Origin of the sequence: Streptosporangium sp. NPDC006930, assembly GCF_040635605.1 — a bacterium.
GTDB lineage: Bacteria > Actinomycetota > Actinomycetes > Streptosporangiales > Streptosporangiaceae > Streptosporangium.
The window spans coordinates 81,190-95,765 of sequence record NZ_JBEYID010000001.1; the positions used below are offsets into that span (position 1 = coordinate 81,190).

Consider the following 14,576-nt stretch of genomic DNA (forward strand, 5'->3'; position numbering starts at 1 on the left):
CGAGCGCGAGCCGTGAGCGGTGTCAGGTGACCCGGCTCGTGTGGGTGAACAGGCCGCTGTAGGCGTTCAGCGCCGGCTGGCCGCCCAGGTGGGCGTACAGGACGGTGGAGTCGCGGGGGATCTCCCCGCCGGTGACGAGGTCGATCAGGCCGGCCATCGACTTGCCCTCGTAGACCGGGTCGATGATCACGCCCTCCAGTTCGCCGGTGAGCCGGATCGCGTCCAGGGTCGACCGTACGGGGATCCCGTACAGGTCGCCCGCCCACCCGTCGAGGATCGTGATCTCGTCCTCCCTCAGGGGGCGGCCGACGCCGATGAGCTCGGCCGTGGCCCGCGCGATCCGGGCCACCTGGTCGCGGGTCTCCTCAAGCTTCGCGCTCGCGTCGATCCCGATCACGCGGCGCGGCCGGCCACCGGCCTCCTCCAGGGCGGCGAACCCGGCGATCATGCCGGCCTGGGTCGAGCCGGTGACCGCGCAGACCACGACGGTGTCGAAGAAGACGCCCAGTTCGCGTTCCTGCTCCGCCACCTCGTACGCCCAGTTCGCGAACCCGAGCCCGCCGAGCCGGTGGTCGGAGGCGCCCGCCGGGATCGGGTACGGCGTGCCACCGCGAGCCTTCACGTCCTCGATCGCCCGGTTCCACGAGTCCTTGAAGCCGATGCCGAAGCCGGCCGGGTCGAGCCGGACCTCGGCGCCCATGATCCGGCTCAGCATGATGTTGCCGACCCGGTCGTTGACGGAATCGGGCCAGTCGACCCAGTTCTCCTGCACCAGCACCGCCTTCAACCCCAGCGACGCGGCGACGGCGGCGACCTGGCGGGTGTGGTTGGACTGGTATCCGCCGATCGACACCAGCGTGTCGGCGCCCTGGGCGAGCGCGTCCGGGACGATGTACTCAAGCTTGCGGGTCTTGTTGCCGCCGTAGGCGAGCCCGGAGTTGCAGTCCTCGCGCTTCGCCCAGATCGCCGCCCCTCCGAGATGCCGGGTGAGCCGCGGCAGCGGATGGACGGGACTCGGCCCGAAGGTCAGCCGGTGGCGGGGGAAATCGGACAGGGTCATACTCGCTCCACGGTGGCGGGGAAATCGGACAGGGGCATGCTCACTCCTCGGTGGCCGGCAGCGTGCGCCAGGTGTCGAAGGCGATCGCCGCCGCCTGGTCCGCGTCTCCGGCGGCGCAGAACCGGATCAGCTTGTCGTGCCGGGCGAGGGAGGCGCGCCCGCCCAGCGACGAGAAGCGCAGCCGCTCGGCGCGGCGCAGCACCGGCGTGAACTGGTCGAGGACCGAGGTCAGGGCCCGGTTCGAGGCCACCCGCACGGGGATGCCGTGCAGTTCGTCGTCGGCGCGCAGGGCCGCCTCGACGTCACCCCGCTCGATCGCCGCGCGGAACCGGTCGTTGGCCTCGCGCATCGCGTCGAGGTCGGCTTCGGTGAGATCGCCCACCGCCTCACGGACGGCGAGTTCGTGCATCGCCGCCACCACGTCGCGGGCCTCACGGATGTCGCGCAGGTTCAGCGAGCTCACCGTCGTGGAGCGGCCCGGCTGGGCCACGACCAGCCCGGCCTCCGCGAGCCGCAGCAGCGCCTCGCGGACAGGGGTGCGGCTGACCCCGAGCCAGGTCGCCAGCTCGACGTCGCGTAACTGCTCGCCCGGCGCGAGGCTGCCGTCGACGATGGCGTCGCGCAGACGGTGGTAGACGTCGTCACGCAGGAGGCGTCGGTCGATGGCGGGCAGGTCCCTCGGGATGGGCATGCAATATATTGCACACATTAAACGGAAATCTTCAACCGGAGCCGATGTCGACGTGCGCCGTCGCGCCGGATGTCGTCCGGGATTCCCGTCCGGCCGAGCGCGGTGAGGTGCGCCTCGCGGGGAGGCGGGTGGCCACGCCCCGGCGGGTCCCTTCCCGCCAGGACGCGTTCCCGTGATGGGAAGCGCGCCCTGGCGGGCGTGGGGGACCCGCCAGGACGCGTTCCGCCCCCGGCGCGGCGACGGAGGACCCCGGCGAGGGATGGGGTCCTCGGTCCGCTAGTCGCGCTCGGAGCCTGTGGCGGCGAAGGCGTGGACCGAAGGGTCCGCCGCCTCCTCCGGGAGGTCGTCGTCGGGTGTGGGCCGCCGGTAGTGCCGTGAGATGAGACGGGCCGCTCCCGCCGGGTCGTCGGCCGGGTGGGACGACTCGACGCCGTCCTCATTCCAGACAAATAGCCCGTTTTTGCACCAAACGGTTAGATCGGTCATTACCGAGAGTACGGACATGCCGTTTCCGTTGCTCTGGTAGGTGTGGGTGAATCCCTGACGGTGCAACGCGTAACGCAGCAGACGCGTCGCCTCGCGGGGCTCACGCCAGGGCGCGTGCGGCGTATTCGTGCGGACCGACAGCACCGGCTTCCACCCCCTCGTAGACCTTTCGGTGGATTTGTACCAACGATTGGATGATGCGGGTCTTGGGAGGTTGGGTCAAGGGGCTGTTCCCCACTAGAACCAGATCGTCTAGTTTTGTTGGCACAAAGGGGACTTAATGGCACGGTCAACGCTGTATCAGCAGGTGGCCTCCGACCTGCGGAGGACCATCTACTCCGGTGCGCTCGGGCCGGGAGATCAGCTGCCGACCGAGGCGGAACTCATGCTCGTGCACCAGGTGAGCCGCAACACCGTACGGCTCGCCCTCGGCGAGCTCGTGAACGAGGGCCTGGTCACCCGCACCCCCCGCAGGGGCACCGTCGTGAGGGAACGCCGCCCGCTGCTCATGCACCCCCAGCGCGAGCTGCAGCCGCGGCGCGAGGAGACCATGGAGGCCTTCGCCTGGGCCGTCTCCCGCGAGGGGCGCGCGCCGAGTCAGGAGATCGAGGTCTCGATCGTGCAGCCGGCCGAGGAGATCGCCAGCAGGCTGGAGCTCTCCGACGAGGAGCTCGCCGTGGTCCGCCGCAGGCTGCGCTTCGTGGACGGCCAGCCGTACAACACCAACGACTCCTACTTCCCCCTCGCCCTGGTCGCGGACTCCGAGATCACCCGTCCCGGTGACATCAAGCGCGGGGCGAACAAGGTCCTGGAGGAACTCGGCCACCGTCAGGTGCGGGTGGTGGACGACATCTGGGCGCGGATGCCCAACAGCGCCGAGAGCGAGCGGCTCCAGCTCCAGCTCGGCACGCCGGTCGTCGTCTACATCCGGGTCGGCTACGACGAGGACGACACCCCCGTGCGCGTGGCGGTCTCCGTGCTGCCCGCGGACAAGCACCTGATCCGGTACGAGCTGGAAAGCCGTTGACGTCTCCGTGACCGCCCTGACGGGCCGGCCGCCGTTCCGCCCGCGCCGCGGGCGAGCACAGGGCCGCGCCCGCCGGGTGGCTAGACGCCGCTCTCCGCGCCTGCCCGCGCCTCTCGTCCTGGCGGGCCTCTCCGCGCCGCCTCTCCCCATCGCGGTCTCGCCGCTCACCCCAGACCCCTAGGCATCCGCCTAGCCCGGCATGGCTGCCGTGCGCCATCCCATGGTCACGCTCCGTGTCATTTCACGCACCAAACGCAACGAAGGGATGAACCATGCACTCGAACACCGCCAGTCCCACCGCCACGCGCCCGTTCACGCTGCGCAGGGCCACGGACGGTGACCTCGAAGGAGTGCTCGCGCTCCTCGCCGAGACCGCCGGATGGCTGAACGGCCGCGGCGTGCGGCAGTGGCCCGCGGACGGCTTCCCCGCCGGGCGCATCACCCCGCTGATCGGCGAGGGGGTCCTGTACCTGCTGGAAAGGCAGGCCGGGGAGGAGCGGCCCGACCTGGACGCCGACGACGGACGGGTCCGGGAGGGCGGACCCGTCGCAACCCTCGCCCTGGACGGTCACGCCGACCCCGAGTTCTGGAGCCGGGACGACGAGCCCTCCTCAGCGCTCTATGTCCACAAGCTGGCCGTGGCGCGCGACCACGCCGGTACGGGCCTGGGAGAGGCGCTCCTTGACTGGGCGGGCCTGCGGGCCCTGGCCTTGGGGAAAAGATGGCTCAGGCTTGACTGCTCCAAGGACAACCCAAGGTTGCAGGACTACTATCGGGGACAGCGTTTCGCGCATCTCCGCACGGTCGACCTGCCGCACCGCGCCTCCGGCGCCCTGTTCCAGCGGCCGGGGGGCCTGCGCGCTCGCGCGTCCGGCCTCGCGCTGCCCTTCTCGGACCGGCGCGGAGCGTTCGTCTCCGAGCATGTCTGAACCACGGCGATCCCAGGACAAAACCATCCGATAACCTCCATTCATGACCGGATCCTTACTTGAGGTGATCACGCTCGATGTGCGTGACGCCGTCGCCGCGGAAGCGGGCGGCGCCGATCGCCTGGAGGTCGTCGCCGACATGACCTCCGACGGGCTCACCCCGGCGGTGGAGACGGTCGCGGCGATCTCCAGGAAGTGCGCGCTTCCGCAGATGGTGATGCTGCGCGGAGAGGCGTCGTTCCTGGCCACGCCCGAGTCGCTGAAGGCCCTGAGCCGCGCTGCCAGGGCCCTCGCCGACGCGGGCGCGGCCGGGTTCGTGTTCGGTTTCCTCGACGAGGCGGGAGCGGTCGACCTGGCCGCCACCGAGACGCTCATCCATGCGGTCGCGCCGCTGCCCTGGACCTTCCACCGGGCGGTGGACCACGCGGCCGACATCCAGGCGAGCTGGCGCGCCGTCCGCCTCCTGCCCAACCTCGCCACCGTGCTCACCTCAGGCGCGCCCGGTGGCGTGGCGGACGGGCTGCCGGTGCTCAAGACCCGGTGCGAGGCCGGCGACGGCCCGCTGATCATGGCCGGCGGCGGGTTGCGGCCCTGCCACGTCGGAGCGCTGATGGAGTACGGCGTGCGGGCCTTCCACGTCGGCAGCGCCGTGCGGGCGTCCTGGTCGGACCCGGTCGACGCCCACCGGGTCCGCGAGTGGCGCACCCTGATCGACTGAGCCCAACTGAGCCTCGTCGGGCCGTGTCGGGTCCCGACGAGGCCTTCGGGGCGCGGTGATCGGCCGCGAGGTGGCGGGATCCCCGCCGTACCACTCGGCTTGGGCGTCGCTCAGCGGAACCCGTGTCCGGAACCCGTGTCCGGAACCGGGTCCGGGAGGTGACCGGGGTCAGGCCGGTGGCTTCGCGAGGCCGTCGCCCAGTGCCAGGTCGGCGCGGCGGAGAGCGGCGGCCATGGTCTTGACCGTGGCGGGCTCGTCCATCACGCCCTCACCGGCGTCGCGCCGCTCCTCCCAGGCGCGCACCCGGTGGGCGTACTCCCCGTACCGGGACAGGTGGAAGGCGTAGACCGCCGCGTACCGGCTGACCAGGTGTGACGGGTGCATGTCCCAGCCCTGGTAGAAGCCGTGTCTCAGGGAGTGCCCGACGAGCTCCGCGTGCCGCCGCCACAGGGCCCGCACCTCACTCCCGCCGTCCGAGGCGGGGGAGGCGGCCAGCGAACCGTCGGACAGCTCCACCCCGGTCCCGGCGAAGACGGTCTGCATGACGTGCCTGGCGTGGTCACAGGCGGGGTGGTCCAGCCGCTGCTCGTGCGGGGGAAGGGCGCAGCTCGCCGTGTAGTCGAAGACGCCGAAGTGGGCCGCGGCCAGCCTGCCCCGCAGGGAGGTCACCAGGCCCGCGTCGAGGAACAACACCGTCTGCGGCGCCTCCACCTGGATCTCGAACCTCAGCGCGCCCCGGCCGAGACCCAGTCCGTCCTCCAGCGCGTCGAGGCAGTCGGCGAACTGGTACAGGTAGTCCCTCATCAGCACCTTCGGGAAGGTGACGACGAAGCCCTCGGGCAGGTGCCCGGCCCGATCGAGCACGCCGGTGAGGAAACCGTCCAGGGTCCTGACGGCGCGGACCGGGTCGCCGTCGGCGAAGGACTTCACCCGCAGCCCCCAGCGGCGGGGGAGCGTCCCGGACGCGTGCATGGCCGCGATCGCCCTGGCGGCGGAGGAGGCGTGGCCGTCCTCCTCCGCGGGGTGCGTTCCGTAGCCGTCCTCGAAGTCGATCCGCAGGTCCTCGACGGGCTCCCCGGTGAGCTTGGCGGCCACCATCCGGTGCACGGCTCCGGCGACGTCCTCGCCCGCGCCGAAGGGCGCACCGAGGGGAGCATCGAGAAAAACGCCGGGGGTCGTGTCGAGGATCGCGGCGAGGTCGCCTTCCGGCAGGTGCCGCCGGAACAGCTCCAGCGCCGTGTCCCCCCACTTCCGCGTCGTCGCGGCGTCGAACCGGTCGGCGGGGACGTAGACCGTGTGCACGGGCTGCCACTCGACCGGTCGGTACGGGTACAGCGCGGCCTGCTCACGATGGGTCTGCTCGAAACCCGGGATCAGGGCGGACGGGTCGGCGAGCGTGACGCGCATGCTGGTGCTCCTCCTGGACGTGCTGGTTCGCGCGGGGGCCGGTTCGGGGTGGGCATGCCGATTCGGCCAGGGCGCGCGGGCGCGGAAGCGCCCCGATCCCCGGCCATCCCCGGCCATCGGCCGGTAGAGCCTGCCCGGCCGGTTGCCGGTTCAGCCTGCCTGGCCGGTTCGGTCGGCCTCCAGGTCGCTTCCCGACCGTAGCTCCCGATCGCAGGCGGTGAGCATGGCGGCGAGACCGAGGAGCTTCACCCGATCTCCTCGGTCGAGGGACCTGGCCAGAGCCGCCTCGGCCGCCTCGATGGCGAGCCAGTGCTCGTAGGTGATCGGCGAGACGCCCCGGGAGGCGAGAAGCTCGTCCGGGTCCGCGCGAGGTACAGGATCGAGGTCGGCGAGGTCGGCGAGGAGGGTGCGGACCGTCTCCGCGGCGTCGGACTTGTTGGTGCCGATCACACCGGTGGGACCCCGCTTGAGCCAGCCCGCGACGTATTCGCGGTCGCGGACCCGGCCGGCCTCGTTCGGCACGGTCATGCTGGTCTCCGAGAAGGGAACGCCGGGCAGCGGCACGCTCTGGTAGCCGACCGAGCGCAGCACCATGCCGACCGGGAGGGTCTCGAACTCGCCGGTGCCGACGACCCTGCCGTCCTCCAGCCGGGTGCGCTCCAGCCTGAGCGCCTCCACCCGCCCTTCGCCGAGGATCTCCACCGGGCGCATCCAGAACCGCACGTCCAGCCGCCGGGGGAGGCCCCTGGAGGGGCGGGTCGCCCAGCTCCGCAGAACCTCGACGTTCCCCCGGACCTGCCGGGAGGCCGCCGTGACGTCCGCCACGCACTCTTCGGGCCGTACGCGCACGTCCGCGTTGGCCAGCTCGCCCAGCTCCCTGAGCTCCTTCAACGTGAACTTGGCGTGCTCGGGTCCCCGGCGCCCGATCATGTGGACGGTCTTCACCTCGCTGGCGGCGAGCCGGGTCAGCACCTCCTCCGGCACGTCCGTGGCGCGCAGCTCTTCTGCGGTCTTGGCCAGGACGCGCACCACGTCGACCGCCACGTTGCCCACGCCGATCACCGCGACCTCGGGGCTGTCGAGGACGAAACGGTCGGCGGGCATGTCGGGGTGACCGCAGTACCAGTTGACGAAGTCGGTGGCGGCCACGCTGCCCGGCAGGTCCTCGCCGGGAATGCCCATCCGCCGGTCCACCATCGCGCCGGTGCAGTAGACCACGGCGTCGTAGCAGTCGAGCAGGTCGGCGACGTCGACATCCTTGCCCAGCTCGACGCCGCCGAGGAACCGCACCTCGGGAAGCTCCAGCACGCCGCGCAGGTAGCCGGCTATCGACTTGATCGAGGTGTGGTCGGGAGCCACCCCGTACCGCACCAGCCCGTACGGCGTCGGCAGCCGTTCCAGCACATCCACCCTGAGAGGCACGGTGGCCTGTTTCGTCAGAGCCTCGGCGGTGTAGATCCCGGCGGGTCCTGACCCCACGATCGCGACTCGCAGTGACATATCGCCTCCTCGGCGTTGGATGTCATGAACGCGACGCCCTGCTCGATTCTGTATCACCGAGGGGGGCGACTGCCAGACTCACGCGCTGACATGATCGAGCTTTTCTTCGGTGAACGGCGGATGTGGTGATCAAGATGTCATCCGATGCCGGGTTCCGCCTCCCGTCGTCGCCGGAAGATCCTTCACGGGAGCGTCAGGGACGTGTTCCCGTGTTCTCCCACGTGGCCCCCCGCCCACCCGACGGTGAACCGGTCCGGGGGTCCGGAGGCCGGAATGCCGGGGGAGAAAGGCGCAGGCGGCGTCGCGAGGCTCCGGCGGAGCTCCGTGAAAGATTGATCAAATGCTCAAGGAAAGCCGGGAGACAGCAGTTTGGCCAAGTGCTCGCTTGCTTTGCGAATTTGATATATTCGAGATGTTGTCGCAGGTCAGATACACTGCCGATGGCCACTAGCAAATGTGATCGGGGGATCAGTGGCTTTGGTGGAACGCAATTACACGCTTGACTTCGCCGCGGGAGACCGCCGGGACCGCGCCATCCTTCGGCACATGCTCCTCTCGCTCTTCGTGGGAATGTTGCTCGGGGGCATCGGAGCGCTGGCGGCATACGGGCCCGATCTGCTGTACGCGCTTTACAACCCGTACGCCTACCTTCTCCTCGTCGTCGTCGTGGGGCGGACCGCGACCGGCTTCGGCTGGGCGGTGCTCTCCAGCGTGCTGGCCACGTTCGGGCCGATACTCTCGCTGCTCGTCGCCGCGATCTTCGAGTCGAGTGCCTGGAGCATGAGCCTCGGCGACGACGGCACCTCGATAAACCTCATGATCACGAACCTCGTCGCGATCGGCGTCCTCTCCTACCTCGCCAAACGCCGCGACCGCTGGGGGACCACCGCGGCCGGCGGCGCGGCCGGGCTGGCGCTGCTCGACGGGATCGACAAGACGATGCCCGGTGGGCCCGAGTACGTCTCCGGTTTCTGGCCGTGGGGCGTCGCGGCGGTGGCCGCGATCGCGGTGGGGATGCTGGGCTCGCTGGGGCGCGGACGCGACCATGTCTGCTCCGCGCTGATCGCACTGGTCCTCGGGGCCTCGTACTTCGTTTTCCTCACCGGGCTCTGAGGGGCGCGGTGAGGGTTCGGAAGCCGCCGACCGCAGACAATCGGCTTGCGAGACTCGATAGCCTGTAGGGCATCAAACCTCGCTAGCTAGGAGTAGCCGTGCTGCTGCGCATGTCGTCGCTGTTTCTTCGAACGCTGAGGGACGACCCGGCAGACGCGGAAGTCCCGAGCCACAAGCTGCTCGTCCGCGCCGGTTACGTCCGCCGCGTCGCGCCCGGCATCTATTCCTGGCTGCCGCTCGGCAAGGCGGTCCTGGAGAACGTCACGCGCGTCGTGCGCGAGGAGATGGACCGCATGGGCGGCCAGGAGGTGCTCTTCCCCGCCCTGCTGCCCCGCGAATACTACGAGGCGACCGGCCGCTGGACCGAGTACGGCGACACGCTCTTCCGCCTCAAGGACCGCAAGGGGGCCGACTATCTCCTCGGGCCCACCCACGAGGAGATGTTCACCGACATGGTCAAGGGGGAGTACTCCTCCTACAAGGACTATCCGGTGACCCTCTACCAGATCCAGACCAAATATCGCGACGAGGCCCGTCCCCGGGCCGGCATCCTGCGCGGGCGCGAGTTCGTCATGAAGGACTCCTACTCCTTCGACCTCGACGACGACGGCCTCAAGCGTTCCTACGAGCGCCACCGCGAGACCTACATCAAGACCTTCGACCGCCTCGGCATCGCCTACAAGATCTGCTTCGCCACCTCGGGAGCGATGGGCGGGTCGGCCTCCGAGGAGTTCCTCGCTCCCGCTGCCACCGGTGAGGACACCTTCGTCGCCTGCCACAACTGCGGCTACGCGGCCAACGCGGAGGCCGTCGTCACCCCCGCGCCGGCCGCGATCACCGGTGAGCGGCCCGCGATGCGGGTGCTCGACACCCCCGACACCCCGACCATCGAGTCACTGGTCGGCCACGTCAACGAGCACCACGGCCTCGACATCACCGCGGCCCAGACGCTCAAGAACATCGTGGTCAAGGTGACGGTTCCCGGCACCGGCAAGACCGAGACCCTGATCATCGGCGTGCCCGGAGACCGCGAGGTCGACTTCAAGCGGCTGGAGGCATCCCTCGCCCCCGGCGAGCCCGCGATCTTCGAGGCCGAGGACTTCGCCAGGCACCCCGGCCTGGTCCGCGGCTACATCGGCCCCCAGGTCCTCAGGGACCTCGGCATCCGCTACCTCGTCGACCCCCGCGTGGTCGACGGCACCGCCTGGGTGACCGGCGCGAACGAGCCGGGCAAGCACGCCGTGGACGTCGTCGCCGGCCGTGACTTCGTCGCCGACGGCACCATCGAGGCCGCGGAGGTCCGCGCGGGCGACGCCTGCCCGGTCTGCGGCTCCGGCCTGTCCATCGACCGCGGCATCGAGATCGGCCACATCTTCCAGCTCGGCCGCAAGTACGCCGACGCCGCGAAGCTCGACGCACTCGGCCCCGACGGCAAGCCCATTCGCGTCACCATGGGCTCCTACGGCATCGGCGTCTCCCGGGCCGTGGCGGTGCTGGCCGAGCAGAGGCACGACGAGCTCGGCCTGATCTGGCCCCGTGAGATCGCCCCCGCCGACGTCCATGTCGTGGGCACCGGCAAGGACGGCCAGATAGAGGCCGCCACCCGCCTCGCCGAAGAGCTGGAGGCCCGCGGGCTGCGCGTCCTGGTGGACGACCGCGCGGGCGTCTCTCCGGGTGTGAAGTTCAAGGACGCCGAGCTGCTCGGCATGCCGACGATCCTGATCGTCGGCCGAGGTCTCACCCAGGGGGTCGCGGAGCTGCGCGACCGCGTCACCGGCGCCAAGGAGGAGATCCCGCTCGCCGAGGCCGTCGACCGCGTCGTGGCGGCCTGCCAGGGCTGAGAACGGCCCATCGGGGGTGATTCCGAACGCGTGGAACGGCCCCGCGGAGGATGACCCCAGAACACGTGAGAGCGGCCCGCCCCTTCGAAGGGGCGGGCCGCTTTTTCGAGTGCGTGGCCGCGCGTCAGTAGTGGTGGTGTTGACGCCGGGAGCTACGGCCGATCGCCTTACCCACGTGAAACCCGCCGGGCAGGTTGACGGTCACGTATTTGCGGCCGTCGGGAGTTCTGGTGACGTGAAATCCGCGACCGCCGAAACTGTGGCCGACCCCGCGCGGAGACAGGTCGATCCTGAAAGGACCGACTTTGATTGACTTCCTGTATCCCCAGCCCATCGTCTTCTCCCCGGACTCGCGGAAACGCCGTGTCGTCTCGTGAGAACGAGCGGCGTCCGCGAAGGGTTCCGGAGTGATGCCCATCAGCGACGGCTGCTGCTGACGGTCTTGCGCCAGTGGAAGCCACCGGGAAGATTGATGCTCAGCGTGCGGCGCCCATCGGCCGTTCTGGTGACCCTGAAGGCGCGGTTTCCCCAGCTGTGGCCCACTCCACTCCGCGAAAGGTTAAGACGGAACGGACCGAACTTCATGGATTTCCGGTATCCCCAGCCCATTACTTCCTCCTTAGGCGTATTCAGCGAGATCCAACTACCCGGTAACCGCGGTGCAAACGTGGTCGAAAGCGGGTTTGATTCGCGACTTGCGACCCCGGAGACCTCTATTGGAGATCGATTCCCGCGTTGACCAGTCCGTTCTGCCGGAAGGCGGTCACCCGTGAAATGCGGAGGGAAAGGTCACTGGGACGTGGCCGGGGTGGCAGTGGGCTCCGGGCTCGGCGGCGCGGTCCTGGGCGGCATGCCGGGAAAGGCGTCGATCTCGGGCCGCAGGCTGTAGGAGCGGGTGACGCACTCCTGCATGACCAGAGCGGCCATCTTGCGCAGTGTGGTGTCGGTGGTCGCGGCCAGCTCCAGATAGGCGCCGGTCACCCCCCGCTCGACCAGCACGGCCAGCTCCACCGCCTGGGCCGGGCTGGAGGGCGTGATCGGAAGCTCGTACACCGCTTTCGGCTCGGCGGGCGTGCCACCGGCGGTGATGATCATCGTACGGAGCTGGTCGCGGCGGGCGCGATGGGCGTTGTAGGCCGTCGTCATCGCCGCCCGCAGTCTGCCCGTGGTCCTGGCCCCGAGGATCCCGTACGCGTACACGGCGGCGTGCTCGGCCGCCAGCGCCGTGCCGAGCCCTTGATCGGCCCCTGCGGACCCCCGCCCGCCTCTCACAGCGACCTCGACAGGGCGAGGGCGTGCGCGGCCTCGCAGGCGCCGATGGACGCGAGCAACTGGGCGAGCGGGGGTGAGACCCCTTCGATCTGACGGGTGCGCAGCGCCGCGGCCTTGCGTTCCAGGTCGCGCAGGGCCCGCACCGACGTGCTCCGAGCCGGGCCACCTGACGGGGACGGCGTGGGCGAAGGAGAGGGGGGCGCGACCGTGGACGCCGGAGCGGGCGGGAGGCGGCGGCGGAGCTCGGCGAGATGGGCCTCGTGCCGCTGTCTGAAGGGCTCCAGCCGGGGCGAGGCGGCCGAGGCGTACAGCGCCACGGTCCGCTCCTTGCCTGCGATCAGCTCGCGCAGGAGCAGCGTCTCGGGGTCGGGCGGCGCGGCCACGGGCGGCACCGGCTCCTGGGTGGCGCACCCCGTGACCGTCACGGCTGCCACCCCGAGAGCGCCGCCCCTCAGCAGGGCGCGCCGGGAGACGGAACGCACGACGACCTCCGGTTCTGTATCGGGCAGCTGACGCACTTAGCATCGTACGGGCTTGGAATAATGGCACTCACCTCGCTTCTCGGGCGGCTCCGCCACACCGAGTGGCGCTGTTTCTACGCCCTGGTGTGGATAGGCTGGTTAATCGCATGGGCGAGGTCCGCCCGGCTGAGATCGTGACAATGGGAGGTCGGCATGGGCAGCGCCACATCCCGCGACCGCCTGATGAAGCTTCTGGAACCTGTCGTCGGAGCCGGAGGGCTCGACTTGGAGGACGTCACGGTCACCCCCGCGGGCAAGCGGCGGCTGCTGCGTGTCGTGGTCGACCGTGACGGCGGCGTGAGCCTCGACGACGTCGCGGAGATCAGCCACGTCGTCTCCGAGACACTGGACGCCGACGAGGCGATGGGAACCACCCCGTACGTGCTGGAGGTCTCCTCTCCAGGAGTCGACCGCCCCCTCACCGAGCCGCGTCACTGGCGCCGCGCGGTGAAGAGGCTGGTCAAGGCCGACCTGCGGGACGGCACCGCCGTGGAGGGCCGGATCGTCGCCACCGACGAGACCGGCGTGGAGCTGGACGTCGACGGCGCACCGCGCCGCATCGACTATGAGGACCTGACCCGAGGACGGGTGCAGGTGGAATTCCGCCGGCTCGACGACGCCGAAGACGACGGCGAAGACGGCGGCGAGGGCTAAGGGGGAAGCCTCGTGGACATCGACATGAGCGTCCTGCGCAGCCTGGAGAGGGAGAAGGACATCTCCTTCGACCTGGTCGTCAAGGCGATCGAGGACGCGCTGCTGATCGCGTATTTCCGGAGTGAGGGCGCGGCGGCCAAGGCGCGCGCCGAGCTCGACCGCAAGTCAGGGCATGTGACCATCTTCGCGGCCGAGCTCGACGACGAGAGCGGGGAGGTGCTCAGGGAGTTCGACGACACCCCGGGCAACTTCAGCCGCATCGCCGCGACCACGGCCAAGCAGGTGATCCTGCAGCAGCTCCGCGACGCCGAGGACGAGATCAACTTCGGTGAGTTCGCCAGCCGTGAGGGCGAGCTCGTGGCGGGGGTCATCCAGCAGGGCAAGGACCCGAGGGTCGTTCTGGTCGACCTGGGCAAGATCGAGGCGGTGCTGCCGCACAGCGAGCAGGTCCCGGGCGAGGAATACGTCCACGGCGACCGCATCCGCTGCTACGTGGTGCAGGTCAAGAAGGGCCACAAGGGGCCCTCGGTGACTCTTTCGCGCACCCACCCCGGCCTGGTGAAGAAGCTCTTCGCGCTGGAGGTGCCCGAGATCGCCGACGGCACGGTCGAGATCGCCGCCGTCGCCCGCGAGGCCGGTCACCGCACCAAGCTCGCGGTCCGGTCCCGGCGCCCGGGGGTGAACGCCAAGGGTGCCTGCATCGGCCCGATGGGCTCGCGGGTACGCAACGTGATGACGGAGTTGCACGGCGAGAAGATCGACATCATCGACTGGTCGGAGGATCCCGCGGAGTTCGTGGGGAATGCGTTGTCCCCGGCCCGCGTTTCCCACGTAGAGGTGATCGATTTCGACGGCCGCGCCGCGCGCGTGACCGTGCCTGACTACCAGCTCTCCCTCGCCATCGGCAAGGAGGGGCAGAACGCCCGGCTCGCCGCCCGCCTCACCGGTTGGCGGATCGACATCCGTCCCGACACCCAGCCGGGGGACGCGGCCGGTTCCGCAGATGCGCCCACACGGTAAGCTGGAATATGGTGGCCAGGCTGCCCCACGAAGAACATGTGTGGGGTGCCGGGTTCGCACGGTTTCCTCCGAGCTGCTCCGCCTGGTGGTGGTTGAGGGCGTTATCGTCCCTGACCTGCGAAGACGGCTCCAAGGGCGTGGTGCTTCACTGCATCCCACCTTGAGCTGTCTCGAACTCGCAGAGCGTCGCCGAGCGTTTTCGCGGGCTTTTCGCGTCGCGGAATCGCTCGACCTGTCGCGACTGCGCGGCCACCTGGAAGAGCAACAGGCTGAAAGGATCGGGTGAAATGGTTACCGACTGTCATGTAGGACGCCGAACTGATGGGCTGGTCAGATA

The 14,576-nt window shown here is 69.9% G+C and carries 17 protein-coding genes; 8 read left to right on the forward strand and 9 right to left on the reverse strand.

Annotated features, from left to right (window positions below):
* Positions 1 to 22: 22 nt before the first annotated feature.
* The 3 genes from ABZ664_RS00355 to ABZ664_RS00365 all read right to left on the reverse strand — a co-directional run bounded on the left by ABZ664_RS00355 (position 23) and on the right by ABZ664_RS00365 (position 2,381).
* Positions 23 to 1,060, reverse strand: coding sequence for a 1-aminocyclopropane-1-carboxylate deaminase (locus ABZ664_RS00355; RefSeq protein ID WP_362501113.1), 1,038 nt, complete (start codon positions 1,058 to 1,060; stop codon positions 23 to 25).
* 40 nt (positions 1,061 to 1,100) lie between these two features.
* Complete coding sequence (locus tag ABZ664_RS00360) at positions 1,101 to 1,751, reverse strand: GntR family transcriptional regulator (protein WP_362501115.1); 651 nt, start codon at positions 1,749 to 1,751, stop codon at positions 1,101 to 1,103.
* A gap of 276 nt (positions 1,752 to 2,027) precedes the next feature.
* Positions 2,028 to 2,381 carry a hypothetical protein gene (locus ABZ664_RS00365; RefSeq protein ID WP_362501117.1) on the reverse strand — a complete coding sequence of 118 codons (354 nt, stop codon included), beginning with the start codon at positions 2,379 to 2,381 and terminating at the stop codon, positions 2,028 to 2,030.
* 136 nt (positions 2,382 to 2,517) lie between these two features.
* Here ABZ664_RS00365 and ABZ664_RS00370 point away from each other — a divergent pair, with 136 nt between their 5' ends.
* From ABZ664_RS00370 to ABZ664_RS00380, 3 genes are all read left to right on the forward strand, one after another.
* Positions 2,518 to 3,264, forward strand: coding sequence for a GntR family transcriptional regulator (locus ABZ664_RS00370; RefSeq protein ID WP_362501119.1), 747 nt, complete (start codon positions 2,518 to 2,520; stop codon positions 3,262 to 3,264).
* A gap of 272 nt (positions 3,265 to 3,536) precedes the next feature.
* A complete protein-coding gene (locus tag ABZ664_RS00375) occupies positions 3,537 to 4,193 on the forward strand; it encodes a GNAT family N-acetyltransferase (RefSeq protein WP_362501121.1) in 657 nt (218 codons plus the stop codon).
* Between the two features lie 43 nt (positions 4,194 to 4,236).
* The gene (locus ABZ664_RS00380) at positions 4,237 to 4,911 is read left to right on the forward strand and encodes a copper homeostasis protein CutC (protein WP_362501123.1); all 675 of its coding nucleotides are present in this window, start codon (positions 4,237 to 4,239) and stop codon (positions 4,909 to 4,911) included.
* A gap of 168 nt (positions 4,912 to 5,079) precedes the next feature.
* Here the strand turns inward: ABZ664_RS00380 and ABZ664_RS00385 are convergent, their stop codons facing one another.
* Complete coding sequence (locus tag ABZ664_RS00385) at positions 5,080 to 6,318, reverse strand: aldolase (protein ID WP_362501125.1); 1,239 nt, start codon at positions 6,316 to 6,318, stop codon at positions 5,080 to 5,082.
* 150 nt (positions 6,319 to 6,468) lie between these two features.
* Positions 6,469 to 7,818, reverse strand: a complete 1,350-nt coding sequence (locus ABZ664_RS00390) for an FAD-dependent oxidoreductase (RefSeq protein WP_362501127.1) — start codon at positions 7,816 to 7,818, stop codon at positions 6,469 to 6,471.
* 480 nt (positions 7,819 to 8,298) lie between these two features.
* On the opposite strand from ABZ664_RS00390, the gene ABZ664_RS00395 reads away from it, so the two are divergent.
* Positions 8,299 to 8,931, forward strand: a complete 633-nt coding sequence (locus ABZ664_RS00395) for a hypothetical protein (protein WP_362501129.1) — start codon at positions 8,299 to 8,301, stop codon at positions 8,929 to 8,931.
* A gap of 98 nt (positions 8,932 to 9,029) precedes the next feature.
* Entirely contained in the window at positions 9,030 to 10,772 is a 1,743-nt protein-coding gene (locus tag ABZ664_RS00400; RefSeq protein ID WP_362501131.1) for a proline--tRNA ligase, read from the forward strand.
* Positions 10,773 to 10,896: 124 nt separating this feature from the next.
* On the opposite strand, the gene ABZ664_RS00405 is transcribed toward ABZ664_RS00400, so the two are convergent.
* The 4 genes from ABZ664_RS00405 to ABZ664_RS00420 form a co-directional block, all read right to left on the reverse strand.
* Positions 10,897 to 11,190 carry a DUF4236 domain-containing protein gene (locus ABZ664_RS00405; RefSeq protein ID WP_362501133.1) on the reverse strand — a complete coding sequence of 98 codons (294 nt, stop codon included), beginning with the start codon at positions 11,188 to 11,190 and terminating at the stop codon, positions 10,897 to 10,899.
* Positions 11,190 to 11,381 carry a DUF4236 domain-containing protein gene (locus ABZ664_RS00410; RefSeq protein WP_350944719.1) on the reverse strand — a complete coding sequence of 64 codons (192 nt, stop codon included), beginning with the start codon at positions 11,379 to 11,381 and terminating at the stop codon, positions 11,190 to 11,192. Before ABZ664_RS00410 ends, ABZ664_RS00405 begins: the two co-directional genes overlap by 1 nt.
* Before the next feature lie 180 nt (positions 11,382 to 11,561).
* Positions 11,562 to 12,044, reverse strand: a complete 483-nt coding sequence (locus ABZ664_RS00415) for a ferritin-like domain-containing protein (RefSeq protein ID WP_362501135.1) — start codon at positions 12,042 to 12,044, stop codon at positions 11,562 to 11,564.
* Complete coding sequence (locus tag ABZ664_RS00420) at positions 12,041 to 12,526, reverse strand: hypothetical protein (protein ID WP_362501137.1); 486 nt, start codon at positions 12,524 to 12,526, stop codon at positions 12,041 to 12,043. The genes ABZ664_RS00415 and ABZ664_RS00420 overlap by 4 nt, the downstream gene beginning before the upstream one ends.
* A 192-nt stretch (positions 12,527 to 12,718) precedes the next feature.
* Here ABZ664_RS00420 and rimP point away from each other — a divergent pair, with 192 nt between their 5' ends.
* The 3 genes from rimP to ABZ664_RS00435 are packed head-to-tail and all read left to right on the forward strand — an operon-like array spanning position 12,719 to position 14,525.
* Complete coding sequence (gene rimP / locus ABZ664_RS00425) at positions 12,719 to 13,219, forward strand: ribosome maturation factor RimP (RefSeq protein WP_362501139.1); 501 nt, start codon at positions 12,719 to 12,721, stop codon at positions 13,217 to 13,219.
* Between the two features lie 12 nt (positions 13,220 to 13,231).
* Positions 13,232 to 14,239, forward strand: a complete 1,008-nt coding sequence (gene nusA / locus ABZ664_RS00430; RefSeq protein WP_362501141.1) for a transcription termination factor NusA — start codon at positions 13,232 to 13,234, stop codon at positions 14,237 to 14,239.
* On the forward strand, positions 14,223 to 14,525 hold the full coding sequence (locus ABZ664_RS00435) for a YlxR family protein (protein WP_350944851.1): 303 nt from the start codon (positions 14,223 to 14,225) through the stop codon (positions 14,523 to 14,525). Before nusA ends, ABZ664_RS00435 begins: the two co-directional genes overlap by 17 nt.
* Positions 14,526 to 14,576 lie beyond the last annotated feature (51 nt).

Bases quoted from the DNA above. Each gene is read 5' to 3' on its own strand.
- ABZ664_RS00360 (WP_362501115.1), bottom strand. From the start codon at position 1,751: ATGCCCATCCCGAGGGACCTGCCCGCCATCGACCGACGCCTCCTGCGT.
- ABZ664_RS00385 (WP_362501125.1), bottom strand. From the start codon at position 6,318: ATGCGCGTCACGCTCGCCGACCCGTCCGCCCTGATCCCGGGTTTCGAG.
- ABZ664_RS00355 (WP_362501113.1), bottom strand. From the start codon at position 1,060: ATGACCCTGTCCGATTTCCCCCGCCACCGGCTGACCTTCGGGCCGAGT.
- ABZ664_RS00380 (WP_362501123.1), top strand. From the start codon at position 4,237: ATGACCGGATCCTTACTTGAGGTGATCACGCTCGATGTGCGTGACGCC.
- ABZ664_RS00370 (WP_362501119.1), top strand. From the start codon at position 2,518: ATGGCACGGTCAACGCTGTATCAGCAGGTGGCCTCCGACCTGCGGAGG.
- ABZ664_RS00390 (WP_362501127.1), bottom strand. From the start codon at position 7,818: ATGTCACTGCGAGTCGCGATCGTGGGGTCAGGACCCGCCGGGATCTAC.
- rimP (WP_362501139.1), top strand. From the start codon at position 12,719: ATGGGCAGCGCCACATCCCGCGACCGCCTGATGAAGCTTCTGGAACCT.
- ABZ664_RS00435 (WP_350944851.1), top strand. From the start codon at position 14,223: ATGCGCCCACACGGTAAGCTGGAATATGGTGGCCAGGCTGCCCCACGA.
- ABZ664_RS00410 (WP_350944719.1), bottom strand. From the start codon at position 11,381: ATGGGCTGGGGATACCGGAAATCCATGAAGTTCGGTCCGTTCCGTCTT.
- ABZ664_RS00375 (WP_362501121.1), top strand. From the start codon at position 3,537: ATGCACTCGAACACCGCCAGTCCCACCGCCACGCGCCCGTTCACGCTG.
- ABZ664_RS00405 (WP_362501133.1), bottom strand. From the start codon at position 11,190: ATGGGCATCACTCCGGAACCCTTCGCGGACGCCGCTCGTTCTCACGAG.